Genomic DNA, 21,650 nt, shown 5'->3' with positions numbered 1-21,650 from the left:
TATCGGCAACAGGTTTTGCTCAGCAAAATCCTTGGATCAAAGTCTCGAAGCAAAGCGTTAAAGAATCAAAAGAGTCATCGCTTCGTATTTCTGACTTTGAGGTATTACGATTGAATGCAGATGAACTTAAATCACAGTTGTTAAAGGCTCCTGACAGAATGATGATCTCTTCTGAAAAAGGTGTTTTAATAAAATTTCCCAATAACAAAGGAACTTTTGAAACTTATGAAGTTTTTGAAGCTTCAACAATGCATCCTGATTTGCAATCAAGATATTCAGATATCAGATCTTATATCGGAAATAAAGTAGGAGATCCTGCTACTGAAATAAGGCTTTCTATGGATCCTTATTTTGGATTGAATGCGATGATTAGAAATACAGAAGGAATGTACTATATAGATCCTTATTCCGCGGATAATAAAACTTATAGAGTATATGACAGAAAAAATGCGATTTCTTCTAGTAAATTTGATTGTCTTTTTAAAGAAGATAATGCGTTGAAGCATATTGGATCAGGTTTAGAAGGGAAGACGGTGGTGGATGGACAATTACGTAAATACAGACTGGCCATTTCTACGACAATAGAATATACAGCATATACCGCACAACAGGCCGGGGTGGGTATGGGAACAGATGCCCAGAAGAAAGCAGCCGTTTTAGCAGCTGTTAATTTAGCTGTAGCCCGTCTTAATGGAATTTTTGAAAATGATATTTCTGTGAGTTTACAGTTGATTGCCAATGCAGATTTGTTGTTTTTTACTACTACAGATACTTTCGATCCTCTTGATGCCGATCAGATGATTGATGAAAATATTACAGTAACTAATAACGTTATAGGGTTAGCAAATTATGATATTGGACATGTTTTTTTTCAGGCAACACAAGGAAATGATAATGGTTTAGCCTATACTCCTGCTGTATGTAGTAATTCTGTAAAAGCAGGCGGTGTTACCGGCTCTGCAGCACCGGTGGGTGATCCTTTTGTAATTGATTTTGTAGCACATGAAATGGGACATCAGTTTGGGGCAAATCATACCCAAAACAACGGATGTAACAGAAATGAAGCAACTTCTATAGAGCCTGGAAGCGGAAGTACCATTATGGGATATGCAGGAATTTGTTCTCCTAATGTTCAGAACAGCAGTGATGCTTATTTCCATACGGTTAGTATCCGGGAAATGTATACAACGATTACTTCTCCATCGAGAAACTGTAGTGTGAATACAGCTACAGGGAATAATGAACCCACTGTTAATGCAGGATTCGATAGAACGATACCGAAAGAAACTCCTTTTGTATTAACAGGACTAGCTAATGATCCGGATGGTGATGCTATTACCTATAATTGGGAGCAGATAGATTTTGGGGCAGCACAAATGCCTCCAAGGCCTACGAATACAGTGGGGCCAATGTTCAGGTCATTATGGGCAACCACTTCACCATCCAGGTATTTCCCAAGGTTATCTACAATCATTGAGGGGTATAATTCTACCATATTAACAGCAAGTAATTACAGATCATGGGAAAAACTATCTTCTGTAGCCAGGACATTAACTTTTTCATTATTGGTAAGAGATAATAACCCTGCTGGCGGACAAACCGGGCGCGATGATATTCAATTAACGGTATCAGTTGCTGCGGGACCTTTTATAGTAACATCTCAAAATGCAGCCGGAGTTGTCTGGAATACTGGTGAATCCAGGACTATTACATGGGATGTAGCGAATACCAATGCAGCTCCTATAAATACGGCAAACGTTATGATTCTGGTTTCAACAGACGGAGGGTTGACTTTTCCTCATACGCTGATTGCAAGCACTCCTAATAACGGGTCATACACCTTTAATGTTCCTGATGGCTTAGGAGTAACATCAAATGCCAGATTAATGATCAAAGCAATTGACAACGTATTTTTAAATGTAAATACCACAAATTTTACCATCAATTCGAATTTAGGAGTTATTGATGCTGGGAAAGCAGAAACCGAATTGGTTATTTATCCTAACCCTTCCAAAGGAATCTTTACTATTGAAAGTGATGTGAAAAAAGGCCTTTCTTATACTATTTTTGCGATGGATGGAAAATTAGTAAATCCTAAAAAAGATATTAACAGAACAGGAAAAATTACTGAACAGTTAAATCTTACGGGGCTTCCTTCAGGAGTATATATGCTGCAGGTAGATAAAGACGGACAGAAAATTTCTAAGAAATTAATGATTAGTAAATAAAATCTAATCTGTACTATAAAAAAAGCCGCGCAGTAAAAACTGGGCGGCTTTTTTATTTTCTATAAGATTTTATTCCTGATTGAACTCACTGATGAAATGAAGTTTTACATTCGGGAATTTCTCCTGTGTCATATGAATGGTAAAGGAAGAATCCGCTAAAAATACCAATTGATTGTATTTATCTCTGGCAAGAAATCTTTGTTTTAATCTTGCAAATTCTTTAAATTCTTCAGATTTCTCATCAGCCTCAACCCAACATGCCTTATGCATGGACAGAGGTTCGTAAGTACATTTAGCTCCATATTCATGTTCTAAACGATATTGGATAACTTCATACTGGAGTGCTCCTACCGTTCCGATAATTTTTCTGTTATTCATTTCAAGGGTAAACAACTGGGCAACTCCTTCGTCCATTAGCTGATCGATACCTTTAGCCAATTGTTTAGCCTTAAGTGGATCATTATTATTGATATAACGGAAGTGTTCCGGAGAGAAACTCGGAATTCCTTTAAAGCTCAGTTTTTCACCACCTGTTAAAGTATCTCCGATTCTGAAGCTTCCGGTATCATGCAAACCTACAATATCCCCAGGGAAACTTTCATCCACAACCTCTTTTTTATCAGCGAAAAAAGCATTAGGTGATGAGAATTTCATTTTTTTACCTTCTCTTACCAATAGATAATTTTCATTTCTTTTGAAGGTTCCTGAAACTATTTTAACGAAAGCCAGACGGTCTCTGTGCTTAGGATCCATGTTAGCGTGGATTTTAAAAACAAATCCTGTAAAAGTATTTTCCTCAGGTTTTACAAGACGGGTATCGCTTTCTTTAGGTTGTGGCATTGGAGCAATTTCAATAAAAGCATCCAGAAGTTCACGAACTCCAAAATTATTTAAAGCAGAACCAAAGAATACCGGCTGTAAATCTCCATTCATATAATCTTCCCGATTAAATTCGGGATAAACAGATTGTACAAGCTCAAGCTCATCACGTAATGTCTGTGCAGCTTTTTCACCAATCAATTCATCAATTGCCGCATCATTAATATTATCAAATTTAACGGTATCACCTACCTTTTGTTTTTTTTCTTCAAGGAATAGCTGAATGTTATTTTCCCAGATATTGTAAATGCCCTGGAAATCACTTCCCATTCCTATAGGTAAAGAAAGTGGAACTACGCTTAATCCTAATTTTTGCTCTACTTCATCCAATAGATCAAAAGCGTCCTTACCTTCACGGTCAAGCTTATTAATAAAAACAAGCATTGGGATATTTCTCATTCTACAAACCTGAACCAATTTTTCAGTTTGTTCCTCAACCCCTTTCGCAACGTCAATTACGACGATTACAGAATCTACAGCTGTTAGCGTTCTATAGGTATCTTCTGCAAAATCCTTGTGACCGGGAGTATCGAGAATATTGATTTTATGTCCTTTGTATTCAAAAGCCAGTACGGAAGTTGCAACAGAAATCCCTCTCTGTCTTTCAATTTCCATAAAGTCGGAAGTAGCTCCTTTTTTTATTTTGTTGGATTTTACAGCACCAGCCTCCTGAATTGCACCCCCGAAAAGTAGCAGCTTTTCTGTAAGAGTCGTTTTTCCGGCATCGGGGTGAGAAATAATTCCAAATGTTTTTCTTTTTTCTATTTCTTTGATTAAGTCTGGCATAGTGTATTTTGAAGTTGCAAAAATCGGGATTTTTTATGAGGATTTCAAATAAAACTGATGATTATCCTCCAAACACCCTTAAAGTAGTAATTCATCCTTAGAAATATTACTTATTGCAAATAAATCAGAGGCATTATAATTATAATTTTTATGTAGTTTTTTTTAATACCTTTGTCTGTTTTCACTGATGTGAATTTGATAAAGAAACATGTGTCACGTTGTTGAGAATTATTAAAAATACGTTAATTTGATAAAATGACTGTATTAATGATGGAATACGGGTGCCATTTTAAAAAATCAAACTAATTATATTATAGCAATTAAAAATTTAAAAGAGAAAACAATGAAAAAAAAATTATTTTAAGTATTGTAGCTACATGCAATATGATGTTATTAGTGTGTGCTCAAGTTGGAATTGGTACTCCTACACCAAGAGGTGCGTTAGATATTAACAAGCCTACAACCAATACACAAGGATTGGTGGCTTCCTACTAATTCGGATACGAGGAATATTGTTAATCCTCAAGGGGGAAATGTTGCAGTAGGTACTATAATATATGATTCTACCCAGAATTGTATCAAGTTATACGGAGCAAGTGGATGGTCTCAGTGTTTGTCTGATGCAGGAGGAGGAGGCAGACCAGAATCTGCTCGTGTTGCCTTCTGGTCTACATTTTCTATTGGAAGTACCAATTTTCCGAATTTTAATTCTCAGCTTACTAGTGCTAATAATTACAGTGCATTTGGAACTTATAAGAATGTTTCCGGTTTTGAGTTTACCAATGTTACATCTACTTTGGCAGGTACAACAGTTGAAAGTTTGCTGGCTAATTTTGATATTATCAGTACGGGGACTGGAGTTAATATGAGTGCTGCTGATGCTGCCAAGGTTAAGGAATATGTAGATAGAGGAGGAGTTGCTCTTATTATGCTTGACCCAGCTAGAGGGTCGGAACTGCTTACGGCTTTTGGAGGTAATGGAACGGTGGCTACCGGAACAATTAACGGAACGAGTACAACAGACGACGTTAACAATGGTGTTTTTGGAGATGCAAGGGACATCGCTTTAACAGGTGTTGCCACTTCCGGAAGGATAACAATGTCTCAGCTTCCAACAGATAACAAACTTCTAGCCAATGAGGCCACAAGTAATGCTAGAGTATGGATTACGGGGACAAATGGAAGAGCTATTTTCTTTTGGGATGAAGGTGTTTTTCGTGCACCCGCTGTAGCAGGAACTGTAGTAGATACCCCTCAGGAATTATTTTTACATAATGTAATGGCATACGCCTTGAGTAGAACTGCATTATAATAACCTTATTTTATATTTTTTTACTGTATTAACGTATATATTTTTACTTATACAAACCTATATGATATAAGGAGTATTGGTAAAGAAGGTATTTACGGTAAGTAAAATAAATAATCTATTAATTAATCAAAAAGAAAGCTTACAGGGCTTTGCTTTATACAGGTTTTAAGGAAAATAAGACTTGTAATAACAGTATTTATTTTTCCTAAATCCAATTCAATTAATAATAAATAACAGAATGAAAAAGAAATTTATATATAGTATTATTGTTTTGTGCAGTACACTGTTCCTGGTATATGGGCAAGTGGGGCTAGGTACAAAAACACCGAGAGGGGCTTTAGATATTAATCAGTCTACTACGAATACTTCAGGATTGGTGCTTCCTACTAATTCGAATACGGATAATATTGTTAATCCACAGGGAGGTAATGTTGCTGCTGGAACCGTGATCTATGATGCTACTCTGGACTGTGTCAGATTTTACAAACCAAGTGGTTGGTCTCAGTGTTTGTCTGGTGGTAAAAAGAGAAGAGGGCCTGTTGCACGAGTAGGTCAATGGAATGTTCCTTCTGCTGGGGAGCCTTTTAATAATCAGCTTCGTGATGCTAATAATTATAGTTCTTTTGGAACTTATAAGAAATTTTCCAGAATTCAGATTACCGACATTACTTCTACTTTGGGAGGCATGACGGTTGAAGATCTGTTGGCCAACTATGATATGATATGTACGGGATGGGTAGGCGGAGCCGGTTTAAATGCTACTGATGCTGCTAAGGTTAAGGAATTTGTTGATAGAGGAGGAGTTGCTCTTATATTGCTTGATGCGAATTCAGGAACGCCGTTGTTTCAGGCTTTTGGAGGTAGTGGAAATGTGACTAGTGGAGCACTTGTTGCGAGAAGTACAGATGATAGTGTCAACAATGGTATTTTTGGAGATACAAGAGATATACCGTTATCGGGAGCTGGTACAGCAGGTAGGGTATTTATGAACCAACTGCCGACAGGGAGTAGACTTCTTGCTACTGAAGCCACAAATAATGCAGGAGGATGGATTACCGGAACAGGCGGAAGAGCTGTTTTCTTTTGGGATGAAGGTCTTTTCCGTGCATCTGTAACAGGTCCGGTAGATACTCCCCAAGAAAGATTTATACATAATACAATAGCCTATCTTTTAGATAATATTACATTGTAATTTATTATCAACGCTTATTGATATAAATGGGTTCTCAATAAAGAAAGAATTTCTATCAGCAGCAATAAGGTCATTGTATTAGGCATAAGAGGCTGTCTCAAAAGAGATAGCCTTTTTTATGCAAAAAGGAAAGCTTTCGCTTTCCTAATAGTTGCAAATTGATTAATTTGCATTGTGTTAAGTACGTCAAAAGTAGTCTTTAAAGATTACACCCCCAAAGAAAATCTGCTTTTTCCTCCCAATTTATCGGAGTTGATTGATGAGCGACATCCTGTGAAAATTGTTTCAAACATTATTGATGGCTTGGATATCAAAAGCTTAATTAAAACCTACAAACCTGGCGGAACATCTTGCTACCACCCGAAAATGCTTTTGAAAGTTTTGATTTATGGCTATTTAAGCAATATCTATTCAAGCCGCAAAATGGAGCAGGCCTTGAAAGAAAACATCCATTTTATGTGGCTCTCTGCAATGAGCCGTCCCGATCATAACACCTTAAACAGGTTCCGTAGTGAACGATTGAAAGGTGAGATTAAAGCTATTTTCACACAAATTGTTCTTCTTTTGGAAAAGGAAGGTTTGGTAAGTCTGAAAACCACTTTTGTAGATGGCACCAAGATAGAAGCCAATGCCAATCGCTATACTTTTGTTTGGGGAAGAGCTGTCAAAAAACACAAAGAAAGGATTGCAGAGCAATTAGAAGAGCTTTGGAACTATGCAGAAACAGTTGCCAAAGACGAGCTTGAAAATACAGAAAGTATTGATTTTAAAGAAGTAGATTCTGAAAAAGTAACTCAAACCATCGAAAAGATCAATGAAGTTTTGAAAGATAAAAAAGTAGCTTCAAAAGTTCGTCAGAAACTGAATTATGCTAAGAAAAACTGGGCAGATAATTTAGAGAAATATAAAAAACAGCAAGAATTATTAGAAGATAGAAATTCCTATTCCAAAACCGATACAGACGCTACTTTTATGCGAATGAAGGAGGATCATATGCGAAACGGACAACTAAAACCCGCTTACAATCTACAAATTTCTACCCATAGACAATTCATTTTACATTATTCAATTCATCCCAACCCAACAGACACCAAAACATTAGCGACTCATTTACTGGGTTTTGAAGAAAGCTATCATAAAGCTCCCAAAGAGCTTGTTGCTGATGCTGGTTATGGCTCAGAAGAAAATTACAACTTGTTAAAATCTAAGAAAATAAAAGCTTATGTTAAATATAATTACTTCAGAAAAGATCAGAAATCGGGACAAATAACCACTTCACAAAACAATCCTAAATTGGCAAAAATCAGAGAAAAGGTTTTCAAACTTCTTAATACCAGCAAGGGCATCAAACTCAGAAAACAAAGATGCCATGATGTTGAACCTGTTTTTGCAGAGCTCAAACACAACAAAAATTTTAAACGATTCATGCTTCGGGGAAAAAATAAAGTCGAGGTAGAAATCGGCATACTCGCAATTGCCCACAATCTAAAGAAAATGTCAAAAGCAGCCTAAAACAGACTGCTTTTTTGACTTATATCTTCTTTTTTCCAAGATATTTTTTTTATTCAAAATATCGAAATCTTTTTTCAATGAAATACTAAAAAGAGACTGTCCTTTTGAGACAGCCTCTTTTATTAACAATTTAAAAAAAAGGAATAATATAATAAGCCCTACAGGTGGGGAAAGTTTCAATAAATCATTAAAATAAATTATCTTTGTTCAATAAATTATTAAAGAAAAAACATGGAAAACAGCATATATCCAAAGTTTACTTTTACATGGATGGGAGGCGTTGTTTTGTTGGGTGGATTATTTGTGGGAACAATGTTCGTTTCTTTTTTTAATGTCTTCTGGATGGCTGTTTTTAAAGAAAACCTACAATTAAAAGATTGGTTTTTTATGCTTTCCAATTCTGCAGGATTTGTGACTGCAATAGCATTTTTCGATTTTTTTATCGTACGACCTACTACTAAGAAAAAGCTCAATTTTAATTTTTCTTCAACAAATTTCTATACATATCTTCTCATTTTTCCTCTCATGATGGGAATGATGTTAATTTCAGAGTTTATTACGGCCCAGATTCCTGTAACAGGACCTTTCTTTGGAAAATATTATGAGTTTTTCAATGAATTGATGAACCAGCTGACCGATGATCCGGTTGTTATGATTATTACGGCAGTTATTCTGGCTCCGATCTTTGAAGAAATTATTTTTAGGGGGATTATACAAAAAGGACTTATCAATAAAGGTGTAGAACCATGGAAAGCGATTTTAAGTGCTTCCGTTATTTTTGGATTGGTTCATGCTAATCCCTGGCAGTTTGTGGGTGCAGTGCTGTTGGGATGTGTTTTAGGGTTTGTTTATTTTAAAACCAAGTCTCTGCTATTGCCAATGCTTCTGCACGGATTCAACAATTTATGTTCTTCATTATTGATTACTTATACAAAAAATGAAAGTTTTTCAGAAGCATTTAAAGTCTCAGAATGGCTGTTGCTTGTCATTGGAATTATACTCTTTTCTTTATTCTATTATCTTTTTATGAAGAGATATAGAGTACATTATTCAGAAAATTAATTTAAAAAATGAAAAAGGATATGGAATTATTAGTAGCTACACATAATCAACATAAAAAAGAAGAGATTCAGCAAATTTTAGGAAAGGATTATATTGTTAAAAGCCTTACCGATTACGATATTCATGAAGAGATTGTCGAAGATGGGGACTCTTTCCGGGCCAATGCTTTGATAAAAGCAAAATATTGTTTTGAAAAAACAGGAATTCCAAGTCTGGGTGATGATAGTGGATTGGTGGTTGAAGCATTAGATGGAAGACCCGGAATTTTTTCTGCACGTTATGCAGGAGATCATGATTTTGCTAAAAATATTGAAAAGGTTTTAAGTGAAATGGAAGGTATTGAAAATAGAAAAGCCTATTTTATTACGGTGCTTTGCTATTACGATGAAAACGGAGCCTTATATTTTGAAGGAAGAGCACATGGGAATCTTTTGACTGAAAATAAAGGATTTAAAGGATTTGGTTATGATCCTGTTTTTGTTCCCGAAGGTTATGACAGAACCTTTGCAGAAATGAATCCTGAAGATAAAAATAAGATCAGTCACCGTAAGCAGGCATTGGACTTATTCTTGGATTATCTGAAAGTGGCTGATGGGCAGTAATAAAACCCCTGTATGTATTCATATACAAAATTTCTGTCGTACATTTGTTGTAATAAACTATTGATTTGAGTACTTATTTAACGATATTAGGCTTTAATTCAGCGATTCCGACAATCAATTCTTCTCCTACGGCACAATTGTTAGAAATGGAAGAAAGACATTTCTTAATCGATTGTGGAGAAGGTACGCAGGTTCAGCTGAGAAAAGCGAAAGCAAGATTTTCGAAAATTAATCATATTTTTATTTCCCATCTTCATGGGGATCACTGCTTTGGGCTGCCCGGACTTATAGCTTCCTTTAGGTTGCTGGGTAGAGAAATGCCTTTGCATGTATACGGGCCCAAAGGAATAAAAAAGATGCTTGAAACTATTTTTACGATAACAGAAACCCATCGTGGCTTTGAAGTTGTTTATCATGAATTAGATAAAGATTATTCTGAGAAAATATACGAGGATAATAGGGTGGAGGTATACACTATTCCTTTAGATCACAGAATATATTGTAATGGTTATCTTTTTAGAGAGAAACCAAAAGACAGGCATATCAATATGAAAGAGATTGCCAAATACGATGAAATTGAGGTTTGTGATTATCATAATATCAAAGCGGGAAAAGACTTTGTCCTCAGTGATGGATATGTTCTGAAAAATGAAATTTTGACAATTGATCCTCTTCCGTCTGTTTCCTATGCTTTTTGTAGTGATACCAGGTATCTTGAGACGGTGATTCCTATCATTAAGAACGTAACGGTATTGTATCATGAATCGACATTTTTACATGACTTAAAGGAAATGGCCGATTATACAGGGCATACAACAGCTTTGGAAGCAGCTAGAATAGCTAAGAAAGCTGAGGTCGGGAAACTGATCCTGGGGCATTTTTCTAACCGATACGGTGATTTGACTGTTTTTACAGATGAAGCCAGAACTATTTTTCCTAATACGTTTTTACCTAAAGCATTAGAAAGCGTAAAAATTTAAAGAGGATATGAATTTTGATGAATTAAGAGATTTTTTAAATGAAAAGGCAGATCAATACAATAATACTGATTTTATTGAAAATGATCCGCTGCAGATTCCTCATCGTTTTTCTTTAAAACAGGATATTGAAATAGCAGGCTTTTTGTCTGCAACCATATCATGGGGAAATAGAAAAGCAATTATTAAATCTGCTGAGAAAATGCTTGACATCATGGGGAATTCTCCATATGATTTTGTGATGAATTTTTCTGAAAAGGATCTAGAGTCAATCCAGGATAAAAGTATTCACAGAACCTTTAATGGTCAGGATTTTACCTACTTTATTAAACAATTCAATAAGGTTTATATCCAACATGAAAGTCTGGAGCATTTATTTGAAGTTAAAAATGACGAAACCAATTTCTTTTATGCTATAGAAAGATTTAGAGCGGAATTTTTAGAGGCTGAAAAACACAGAACCCATAAGCATATAAGCTCTCCGTATAAAAACTCTTCTGCGAAAAGAATTGTTATGTTTTTACGTTGGATGATCAGAAAAGACAAACGAGGAGTTGATTTTGGAATCTGGAAAAATATTGATCAGAAATACCTGTCTATTCCGTTAGATGTTCATACAGGGAATATTTCCAGAAAACTGGGTTTAATAACAAGAACACAGAATGATTGGAAAACGGTGGAAGAATTAGATATCGCTATTAGAAAGTTTGATGATCAGGATCCTGCAAAATATGATTTTGCATTGTTTGGCTTAGGAGTGAGTAAAGAATTATTATAAAAGGAGAAAGAATGAAAACACATCAGGAAAAAACAGAAATGTTAGAAAAAATCGCTAATGGTATAACCTGGTGGGTAGGTTCTATTCCGTCGTTGGTGTTTCATACGTTGTTTTTTATTGTTTCTTTTCTTCTCCCAATCTTAAATATTATTGAATTTGATAAAATGCTCCTGATTCTTACCACAGTGGTATCCCTGGAAGCTATTTATCTGGCTATTTTTATTCAAATGTCCGTTAATAAAAGCCGTGAGAGGATTGAAGATATTCATGAAGATATTGAGGATATCCAGGAAGATATTGAAGAGATCAGTGAAGATATAGAAGAGATTAGCGAGGATATTGAAGAGATTAATGAAGATATTGAAGATATCCAGGAAGATATAGAGGAAATCAATGAGGATGAAGATGATCATAGTGAACGAGCTAAAAATGTAATGCTGAAAAGCAATGTAAATTCAAATAAGAATGAGATCAAGGCGCTGAAGGATAAAATATTTGAACTTCAAAATAAAATTGATGAGCTGAAAAAAGATTAATGAAAAAAATACAGCTGCAACTTCAATTAATACCTATATTTTTTTATCGCTTTAAGGTTAGTTTAGGATTGGTTATTTTCTGATTTTAAGTAAAATACTATATTTTTTATCTTCAAATATGATTTTAACTGTAGTTAGATTCATGGGAATATTAAATTATCATTTATTTTATCTAATGCTAATTTGATTGGTAAAATATTAACGTGATATGTTTATTTTTGTTATTTTTGGACAAACAATACCAAAATGTTAAATTATAGACTGAAAAACTACTCTTTATTTTTAATATTACTTCTAGCTCCCGTATTTGCATTTTCTCAAAATACAAAGCAAAAACCCCAACGAAAATTACAGAAGGAAAAATTTACTGCTGCCAGTTTGAAGGCAGGAGCATTTATTGATGTAAACGCAGCTTCGTATGCGCCTTCAGGCTATACTCCTGAACAATTGGTTAAGGATATTCTTATCAATGGAGGAACCAACTGTTCAACGCCTAATGTAACCAACGTTACAGTAAGTCCGAATCATGCAGTTAGTAACAATAATAGGTTTTGGGGATATTTCCATAAAGCGAATACAAACTTTCCTTTTACTGACGGAATAGTTTTGACGACAGGATATGCAAGAGAAGCTGGAAATACTTTGGTAAGTGGTAACTTGGGTGGAACGATTTCAATGCAAGGGGATGCGGATCTTGCCGCAGCAACCAATACCAATCTGTCAAGTCAACGTGATGCAGTGGCTTTGGAATTTGATTTTGTTCCTAATTCAAACCAGGTTAAATTTAATTATTTATTTTCTTCTGAAGAATATACCGGAGGATTTCCGTGTAGCTATTCAGATGCATTTGCACTGCTTATAAAGCCGGTCGCCGGAGGACCTTATGTGAATGTTGCCATACTTCCGGGAGGCGCAGGAGCGGTAAGTGTAACTAATATACGTCCCGCCAATCAGGATTCTGGTATCCCGCTATCGTGTGGGGCTCTTAATGCATCTTATTTTGCAGGATACAATTCAAGTAATATTGAAACAAACTATAATGGAAGAACAGTGCCTTTAACAGCTGTAGCTGATGTAATGCCTGGAGTAGCCTATCATTTTAAAATGGTCTTAGCGGATTATAACGATCAGACTTTGGATTCTGCTGTATTCCTGGAAGGAGGTTCTTTTGATATAGGAATTAAGATTACAGACGGGGCAGGAACAATATTGCCTGGTACTATCCATATGTGTGATAATACACCACAAATACTAAAAGCTCAGGTGGTTACCGTTCCAGGGATGACTTTCCAATGGTTTAAAGATGGGGCTCCGATTGCCGGAGCGACGAATATTTCATATACCGCTACGCAGCCTGGAGTATACGAGGTGAAAGTTTCGGTTCCTGGAAATCAATGTCCGGGGTCGGCTACTATCACAATTCTTGGAGGTACAACGCCTACAGCACATGATGCTGCACTACAGATTTGTACCACTCCGAATTCTCCTAATTTTGATTTGAATACAGCAATGCCTTTAATAAGTACTACAACTGGTGCTGTATTTCATTTTTATGTCAATCAGGCTGATGCGGTAGCTCAAAATAATAATTTTATTACGAATGTAGGGAGTTATGATGGGACGGATGGGCAGATCTTGTATGTAGTGGTTTCCAATGGTGGCTTCTGTAGTAAAATGGTTAAGCTAACCCTGTTCAAAGAGGCAACCCCTGTTGCTCAGCTTGTTTCTTCAAAAATGAAAATATGTTCCGGAGATTCTGCAATCCTGACTGCTTCAGGAGGAGCTACTTATCAATGGGGTGATATTTCAGCAACCGGAGCAACAAGAACGGTAAGTCCTACTCAGACGACGACTTATACTGTATATGCTATTGGTCCTAAAGGATGTAAGTCTTTGCAGCCAGCTACAATAACTGTAGAGGTAGTTCCTGCAATTACCTCTAATCTTACGGGTGGAATGATTTGTACCGGAGATAATATTACTTTGGATGCAGGAGCAGGTCCTAATTATACGTATACCTGGAATACAGGTGCAACGACACAAACTATTACTACTGCTGTTAATGGGACATTTACAGTAACCATTGACAACGGGGTTTGTACCAAAGTATTTACTACTCAGGTAATCCGTGCTGTTGCTCCTAGGATTATTAAAGTAGATTATGATAGTAACGAAACTATAGTTGTTACAGCGGGTAATCCAAGTAACGGACCTTTGGAATATTCTATTGATAACGGATTAACATGGCAGCCTTCGAATGTATTTAATAATGTTCCTAAAAATAAAGTCATCACGATTAGAGTGCGGATTAAAAATACAAGTTGTGTAGGAGTCCTGGAATATTTCACATTTGTTATGAAAAATGTAATTACTCCGAATGGAGACAATGTTAATGATATCATTGATTTCCGGGGGATAAGTGACTACAAAAACTTTACAGCAAGTATATTTGATCGTTACGGGCGTGAAGTTTATAAAGCGGAAAAAGTGAGACCTTATTGGGATGGATATTTCCAGGGTAAGCGTTTGCCTACCGCGTCCTATTGGTATCAGGTAACTTTTGATGATCCGGCAAGTAAAGAAAAAGCCTTAAAAACTGGCTGGATCTTATTAAAGAATTTTGAATAATATATTAATCATATTTCTAAAAAGGCTAACAATTTGTTAGTCTTTTTTCGTATTTGGCGTAAAATAAAATGAATATTTGAAGATAAATAAGTTTATTTTAACAATAATACAATACGTTAGATTTATATTTCAATCAAAAAAAATAGTATTTTTGTTGAAAACAATATAAAATGTTAAATAGGAGAACAAGAAGTTTATTTCTGGTTTTATTTTTAGTTCTTATAGGTCATTTCAGTTTTGCTCAGGACAGAGGGCAGATGATTAAAATGAAAGCACCTTCAGCTGAAAGTATGAAAGCCGGGGCTTTTATTGATGTGAATGCTCCTGGATATGCAGAATCGAACTATAATATTACTCAGTTAGTAAAAGATGTTCTCATCGCAGGAGGATCTACCTGTACTACAGCTAATGTAAGTAATGTTGCTGTATCTCCTAATTTATCAGCAAGTGATCAGAACAGAAGCTGGGGGTATTTTAATAAGGCAACGACCAATTTTCCTTTTGCCAATGGAATTGTTCTTGTTACAGGATTTGCAAGAAAAGCTGGTAACGACTTTCAGGGTACCTTAAGTGATGAATTAACGCCTTCCGGAGGGGATATTGATCTGGCAACGGCTTTAAATGTTGACAATACCAAATTAAGAGATGCAACCTATATTGAGTTTGATTTTGTTCCAAGCTCTACTGAGGTTTCATTCAGGTATTTGTTTGCTTCCAAAGAATACCAGGCTTTGGGGAATTTTACGTGTAACATTTCAGATGGGTTCGCATTACTCTTAAAAAAAGTAGGGGATCCTAATTATACTAATTTAGCGATTTTGCCCAATGGTGCAGGACCTGTAAGCGTAACCAATATTATTCCTGCAAGTTTACCATGTGGCCCTAAAAATGCTCAGTATTTCGGAAGCTTAAATAATCCACAGATTGAAACGAATTTTAACGGACGCACCATCCCATTGACAGCAAAAGCGACGGTAATTCCGGGTCAGACTTATCACTTCAAAATGGTATTGGCAGATTATCAGGATAAGAACTTTGATTCTGCTGTTTTTTTAGAAGCCGGATCTTTTGATATTGGTGTTCAGATTGTAGGGCCTACCGGAGTTGCTCTTCCTGCCTCCATCAATGTTTGTGATAATGCTCCGCAAGTGCTTACGGCTTCCCTTCAGAATTCTACAGCAACCTACCAATGGTTTTTTAATAATACTCCTATTCCAGGAGCTACTAATCCAAGTTACACAGCTACTCAACCGGGTGTTTATAAGCTTCAGGTTTTTATTGCCGGAAATACATGCCCTGGTACAGCGAGTGTGACTATTGTGGGAGGAACATCTCCTACCGTTCAAAATGCTACATTAACAGCGTGCTATACTCCTGGAAATGCAGTTTATAATTTAACAAATGCACAGGCATCAATCAGTACAACACCGGGAGTATCATATACTTATTATACTACGCTTGCTGATGCTAATGCCGGAAATGCCAATAATATACAGACGCCAACAGCTTATTCAAGTGCGGGTGGGCAAACTATCTATGTTCAGGTAAAAAGTGGATTTTGTTCAAAAGTAGCCCAGCTGCAATTGGTCAAGGCACCTCAGATGACAGGGACTATAGCTCCTCCAACTGCTTTAACCTGTACGAATTCACAGATAACCCTGAATGCGTCTGCTTCAGTATATCCTGCAGGAGCTACGTTCAACTGGACTACTACCGGAGGAAATATTGTTTCGGGTGGAAATACATTGACTCCTTTAGTGAATGCCGCCGGGACTTATACGTTAACCATCTCTAAGGTTTACCAGCCTGGAAATATAACATGTACGACTACTGCTAATGTAACGGTAGTAGGGGACAGTGCGGTACCGGCGACTACCGTAACCGCAAGTAAAGTATTAATATGCGCGGGAGAATCTGTAACATTAACTGCTTCAGGTGGAGCAACGTATAATTGGAACGGATTAACAGGTAATGGAAATACACAGACTGTCACTCCTACCACTACAACTACCTATACGGTGACTGCAGTTGGAGCTAATGGTTGTGTTTCCCAGAGTCCCGCAACTATAACAATTCAGGTGTCTCAGCCTATTACAGTACAAAATGCAACGTTGCTTAAATGTTATCAACCGGGTAATATTACCTATGATTTGACTTCGGCGGAACCACAGATGACTTCAGTAGGAACAGCTACTTTCGCTTATTATGTCAACGTAGCAGATGCTAATGCCGGAAATGGGAATACGATTCCAACGCCGACAGCGTATTCAAGTCCGGGGAACCAAACGGTTTATGTACTTGTGAAAAACGGAGGTTGTAGTTATGTAGTAACATTACAGTTGTTGAAAACACCGACAACTACCCTTACGATAGCTGCGCCGCAAACTATTACCTGTACGACGTCACAAATTACTTTAAACGCTTCAGCTTCTACAATCCCTCCAGGTTCTACGATTGCGTGGACGACTACCGGGGGAAATATTGTTTCAGGAGCTAATACACTAAACCCTGTAGTCAATGCAGGGGGAACTTATACGCTGACGGTTCAGAATACTTCTCAGCCCGGGAATTTAACCTGTACTTATACTGAGAATGTAACGGTAAACGAAAATAAAACGCTTCCTGTAGCTACATTGGTGTCTTCTCATGCACAGATTTGTGTAGGGGAGTCGGTTACCTTAACAGCGGGAGGAGGAGCAACCTATAACTGGACCGGATTGACTGGTAACGGAAATACCCAAACAGTATCTCCTACGGTAACCACTACTTATACTGTTTATGCAGTAGGGGCCAATGGATGTGTTTCAACAAATCCTGCAACGGTTACTGTTATCGTGGGACCTCCAACAGCAACCGTTGCAGCTTCTAAATCTAAAATATGTGCTGGAGAGTCAGTGACATTAACTGCTTCAGGCGGTATTACCTATAACTGGGTAGGCCTGACAGGGAATGGAAATACGCAGGTAGTATCACCTACTATGACCACTACTTATTCAGTGTATGCGTTAGGAGGAAACGGGTGTAGCTCTACCCAGCCTGCTACGATAACTATTGAAGTAGTTCCTGCTATTACTTCTACTTTAGAAGATGTATATGTTTGTGCAGGGGATACAGGAGTTTTAGACGCAGGCAGCGGGCTTAACTATACTTATATATGGAGTACGGGAGCAACTACTCAGACGATTTCAACGAATATTCCGGGAACCTATACCGTAACCATTAGCAACGGAACTTGTTCCAAAGCTTTTACAGGTCAGTTATTAAACCCGAACCTGCCTCAGTTTACCAATATTGTTTACGATAACCATATGCTTACGCTGACGGCAAGTAATCCTACTAACGGTATTTTAGAGTATTCTATTGACGGTGGATTGACATGGCAGACATCCAATATATTTCACAATGTTTTAGACAATGCCAATTATAATCTGGTCGTAAGAACTAAAGATGCTAAATGTAATACAGCTTTAAGTTATTATACTTTTGTGATTAACAACGCTATCACTCCTAATTCAGATGGACGTAATGATGTCATTGATTTTTCAGGAATTAGTAATTATAATAATTTTGCCGCTTCTATTTTTAATAGATATGGTCAGGAGTTATTCAAAGCAACTAAAGCTGATCCTGTCTGGAACGGAACTTTAAAAGGCAATATCCTTCCTACCGCTACTTACTGGTATAGAGTGCAATGGGAAAATCCTGCCAGTAAGAAACTGGAATTACGAACAGGATGGATATTATTAAAAAATAGAAATTAATATTTAAAAATATCGAAAAAAAGTAAAGCCTTCCATAAATGGAGGGCTTTACTTTTTAACATAATATTATTAATTATGTATGTGGTATGTTTAAAAAAAAATTAAATTTGTTGAAACAAAAATATTATGAAGAGATATCTACTATTGTTTTCTTTTTTTCTCGTCTCGCTGAATTTTTATCATTCGCAAAATATTTATCCCAGGAAGGTTCCTAAGCCAAGAGCTAACTTAACAGCAAAAGCCGGTGCTTTTATTGATGTTAATGCTGCGGGCTATAATGAATCGGCTTACAATATTACACAATTGGTAAAGGATGTTTTGATTTCATCGGGAACCAACTCTTGTGTTACGCCTAATGTGTCGAATGTACAGGTTAATCCTAGTTTGCCGGCAAGTGATGTAAACAGAGCCTGGGGATACTTCCATAAGGGAACAACCAATTTCCCATTTAAAGATGGAATTGTTTTAGTGACTGGAAAGGCTAACAGAACAGGAAACACTTACGTAGATGTTTTAAGCCCATTAAGTGACCTTGTGGGTACCGGGAGTGATCCCGACCTTGTAGCGGCTACCAATCCTTCGGTTCAGTTAAGAGATGCCGTAGTACTGGAGTTTGATTTCGTACCTACTTCTTCACAGGTAAAGTTTAATTATTTGTTTGCTTCCGAAGAATATACCACTTCATTTCCTTGCAGCTATTCAGATGCATTTGCATTATTATTGAAGCCTGTAGGAAGTACGGCACCTTATATTAATATGGCTGTATTGCCTTCTGGAGCCGGGCCTGTGAGTGTAACCAATATTCATCCGGATACTCAATTCGATGGCAGTCCATTATATTGTGGTGCTACCAATCCTACTTTTTTCGGAGGATATAACACAGCTAATATTGAAACCAATTTTAACGGAAGAACGATTCCTCTTACAGCAACTGCAACGGTTACTCCTGGGCAGACTTATCATTTTAAAATGGTTCTTGCGGACGCTATTGATACCAATTATGATTCCGCTGTTTTTTTAGAAGGAGGTTCTTTCAATATCGGAGTTGAATTACTAGATCCTAGCGGCGCTACATTGCCGTCTGATATTAATGTATGTGATAATGTTCCACAGGTCTTAACAGCATCAGTAAGTGATCCTAATATGGCTTATCAGTGGTATTATAACGGTGTTATAGTACAGGGAGCAACAACTAATAGTATTACAGCTACTCAACCGGGAACCTATACGATTGAAGTAAGCTTTCCAGGTAATCCTTGTCCGGGAAAGGCATCAATTCAAATTCACGGAGGAACAACTCCTGCTGCAAATGATGCAACATTGTTATTGTGTACAACTCCTGATATAACAACATTTGATTTAACATCTGCAACACCTTCGATAAGTACAACTCCTGGGGCGGTGTTTCATTTTTACGTAAATCAGGCAGATGCAATCGCTCAAAACGGAAATTATATTACCAATCCGTTAAACTATAATGGGAATGACGGTCAGATACTATATGTGGTTGTTTCCAACGGAGGTTTCTGTAGCAGAATGATTGAATTAAAACTGCTGAAAGAGGCCAGACCTGTTGCACATCTTGTTTCTTCAAAATTGAAAATATGTCCCGGAGATTCTGTAGATTTAACCGCAACCGGAGGGGTTACTTATATGTGGGATAATTTCGCAGGTACAGGAAATACCCAAACAGTGACTTTATATAATACCACAACCTTCACAGTGTACGCTCTGGGTGAAAAAGGATGTAAATCTCTACAGCCTGCAACGTTAACTGTGGAAGTAGTTCCTGAAATTACCTCTCCGTTAGCTGATGTTGAAATGTGTATGGGTGATAGACTAATGCTGGATGCAGGTACAGGGCCTAACTATAAATACTTATGGAGTACCGGAGAGACTACTCAAACTATTTTCGTTGATCAATTGGGAATTTATTCCGTAACCATTGACAATGGATATTGTACTAAAGTTTTCACCTCTAAAGTAATGGGAGCTGCATTACCGTTTATAAGCGGACTGGATTATAACAACAATAATACATTAACGATTACCGCTGTAAATCCACCTATCAATAATATTACCGGAATATTAGAATATTCAGTTGATGATGGAGTTACATGGCAGACTTCCAATGTATTCCCTAATTTACTGGATAATACGACGTATCATCTTCAGGTGAGGGTACAGGGAACAAGTTGTGTAGGAATACTTGACTTTTTTACATTTAAAATTACCAATATCATTACCCCTAATCAGGACGGTATCAATGATGTTCTTGATTTGACTTCATTTGGTAACTTTAATAACTTTACAGGATCCATATATGACAGATATGGTGTAGAAATGTTCAGGTTCTCAAAACAAACTCCAATTTGGGATGGAACCGTAGGAGGGAAGAGATTATCTACCGCTACCTATTGGTATAAGTTTAACTTCCAATATCCAAAATCCAAGGCACAGATGAATTGGTCCGGTTGGATACTGCTTAAAAACAAATAAAATACATAAAAAAGCCTTTCAAATCATTTGAAAGGCTTTTTTATGATGGTATGAATACTGTCAGGTTATTGATTTTCTTTCCAAAGTTTAGTGAAAGAGATAAAATCGGACACACTCAGTTCTTCGGCTCTTTTGTCTAAAAACTCATGAGTTTTCAGCTCCTCAGGAATATTTAAAACCTTGAGGGAATTGGATAGCTTTTTTCTCCTCTGATTGAAGCCGGCTTTGACAATCTGCTTAAAAAGGACTTCATTACCAACCAAGCCTTCTTTAGGATTCCTTGTAAGTTTAATAACTCCGGATTTTACTTTGGGAGGTGGATTAAAGACATTTTCATGTACAGTAAACATGTAGGAAACATCATAATAGGCCTGGATTAAAACAGATAAGATTCCATAATCTTTTGTCCTTGGAACAGCAGCAGTTCTTTCTGCAACTTCTTTTTGGAACATTCCAACCATTTCCGGAACCAGCTCATAGTGATCTATGATTTTAAATAAGATTTGTGAAGATATGTTGTATGGAAAATTACCAATAACAGCAACCTGCTCATTATTGATAACAGCAAAATCCTGTTTCAGGAAATCTCCTACAAAGTTTTTCTCTGTAACTTTTGGATAATGTTTTTTTAAATAGTCTATAGACTCTGTATCGATCTCAGCGAGATAAATATATTGTTCTTTTTCTAAAAGGTACTTGGTGAGAACTCCCATTCCCGGTCCGACTTCCATAATAGTATTGTAGTTGTCAAAGCTTAAGCCCTCTACAATTTTTCTTGCGATATTTTCATCTGTCAGGAAGTGTTGACCAAGATGTTTTTTTGCTTTTACACTCAAAGTTTTTTATGATTTTGTTAACAATGATTTTCTCTTTTTCGTCCCAAATTTCGGAAGATTTT

14 protein-coding genes are annotated in these 21,650 nt (G+C 36.7%); 12 read left to right on the top strand and 2 right to left on the bottom strand.

Annotated features, from left to right (window positions below; translation table 11 throughout):
* Positions 1–137: 137 nt before the first annotated feature.
* On the top strand, positions 138–2,228 hold the full coding sequence (locus tag CJF12_RS07880; RefSeq protein ID WP_131329548.1) for a zinc-dependent metalloprotease: 2,091 nt from the start codon (positions 138–140) through the stop codon (positions 2,226–2,228).
* Positions 2,229–2,297: 69 nt separating this feature from the next.
* Here CJF12_RS07880 and CJF12_RS07875 read toward each other — a convergent pair whose 3' ends face one another.
* Complete coding sequence (locus CJF12_RS07875; RefSeq protein ID WP_034685438.1) at positions 2,298–3,893, bottom strand: peptide chain release factor 3; 1,596 nt, start codon at positions 3,891–3,893, stop codon at positions 2,298–2,300.
* 613 nt (positions 3,894–4,506) lie between these two features.
* On the opposite strand from CJF12_RS07875, the gene CJF12_RS07870 reads away from it, so the two are divergent.
* From CJF12_RS07870 to CJF12_RS07815, 11 genes are all read left to right on the top strand, one after another.
* Positions 4,507–5,205 (top strand): hypothetical protein, encoded by a 699-nt coding sequence (locus CJF12_RS07870; RefSeq protein ID WP_034685437.1) that lies wholly within the window; start codon positions 4,507–4,509, stop codon positions 5,203–5,205.
* Positions 5,206–5,443: 238 nt separating this feature from the next.
* Positions 5,444–6,397 carry a hypothetical protein gene (locus tag CJF12_RS07865; RefSeq protein WP_034685435.1) on the top strand — a complete coding sequence of 318 codons (954 nt, stop codon included), beginning with the start codon at positions 5,444–5,446 and terminating at the stop codon, positions 6,395–6,397.
* Between the two features lie 174 nt (positions 6,398–6,571).
* Positions 6,572–7,909, top strand: coding sequence for an IS1182 family transposase (locus CJF12_RS07860; protein WP_095591034.1), 1,338 nt, complete (start codon positions 6,572–6,574; stop codon positions 7,907–7,909).
* Positions 7,910–8,140: 231 nt separating this feature from the next.
* The gene (locus tag CJF12_RS07850; RefSeq protein WP_034686624.1) at positions 8,141–8,971 is read left to right on the top strand and encodes a CPBP family intramembrane glutamic endopeptidase; all 831 of its coding nucleotides are present in this window, start codon (positions 8,141–8,143) and stop codon (positions 8,969–8,971) included.
* An 8-nt stretch (positions 8,972–8,979) separates the two neighbouring features.
* Positions 8,980–9,573, top strand: coding sequence for an RdgB/HAM1 family non-canonical purine NTP pyrophosphatase (rdgB, locus tag CJF12_RS07845; protein WP_034686626.1), 594 nt, complete (start codon positions 8,980–8,982; stop codon positions 9,571–9,573).
* A 65-nt stretch (positions 9,574–9,638) separates the two neighbouring features.
* Positions 9,639–10,553: a ribonuclease Z gene (locus CJF12_RS07840; protein ID WP_034686628.1), complete on the top strand. Its 915-nt coding sequence runs from the start codon at positions 9,639–9,641 to the stop codon at positions 10,551–10,553.
* A 7-nt stretch (positions 10,554–10,560) separates the two neighbouring features.
* A complete protein-coding gene (locus tag CJF12_RS07835; protein ID WP_034686629.1) occupies positions 10,561–11,328 on the top strand; it encodes a TIGR02757 family protein in 768 nt (255 codons plus the stop codon).
* A gap of 11 nt (positions 11,329–11,339) precedes the next feature.
* The gene (locus CJF12_RS07830; protein WP_034686630.1) at positions 11,340–11,864 is read left to right on the top strand and encodes a DUF1003 domain-containing protein; all 525 of its coding nucleotides are present in this window, start codon (positions 11,340–11,342) and stop codon (positions 11,862–11,864) included.
* A 246-nt stretch (positions 11,865–12,110) separates the two neighbouring features.
* Positions 12,111–14,492 (top strand): T9SS C-terminal target domain-containing protein, encoded by a 2,382-nt coding sequence (locus CJF12_RS07825; protein ID WP_034686632.1) that lies wholly within the window; start codon positions 12,111–12,113, stop codon positions 14,490–14,492.
* A gap of 170 nt (positions 14,493–14,662) precedes the next feature.
* Entirely contained in the window at positions 14,663–18,253 is a 3,591-nt protein-coding gene (locus CJF12_RS07820; RefSeq protein ID WP_034686633.1) for a T9SS C-terminal target domain-containing protein, read from the top strand.
* Positions 18,254–18,379: 126 nt separating this feature from the next.
* Positions 18,380–20,752, top strand: a complete 2,373-nt coding sequence (locus tag CJF12_RS07815) for a T9SS C-terminal target domain-containing protein (protein WP_034686634.1) — start codon at positions 18,380–18,382, stop codon at positions 20,750–20,752.
* A gap of 65 nt (positions 20,753–20,817) precedes the next feature.
* Here CJF12_RS07815 and rsmA read toward each other — a convergent pair whose 3' ends face one another.
* Positions 20,818–21,588: a 16S rRNA (adenine(1518)-N(6)/adenine(1519)-N(6))-dimethyltransferase RsmA gene (rsmA, locus tag CJF12_RS07810; RefSeq protein ID WP_034686635.1), complete on the bottom strand. Its 771-nt coding sequence runs from the start codon at positions 21,586–21,588 to the stop codon at positions 20,818–20,820.
* Between the last annotated feature and the right edge of the window lie 62 nt (positions 21,589–21,650).

Source organism: Chryseobacterium piperi, from assembly GCF_002285635.2.
GTDB lineage: Bacteria > Bacteroidota > Bacteroidia > Flavobacteriales > Weeksellaceae > Chryseobacterium > Chryseobacterium piperi.
This window is presented reverse-complemented; position numbering and strand designations above follow the sequence as displayed.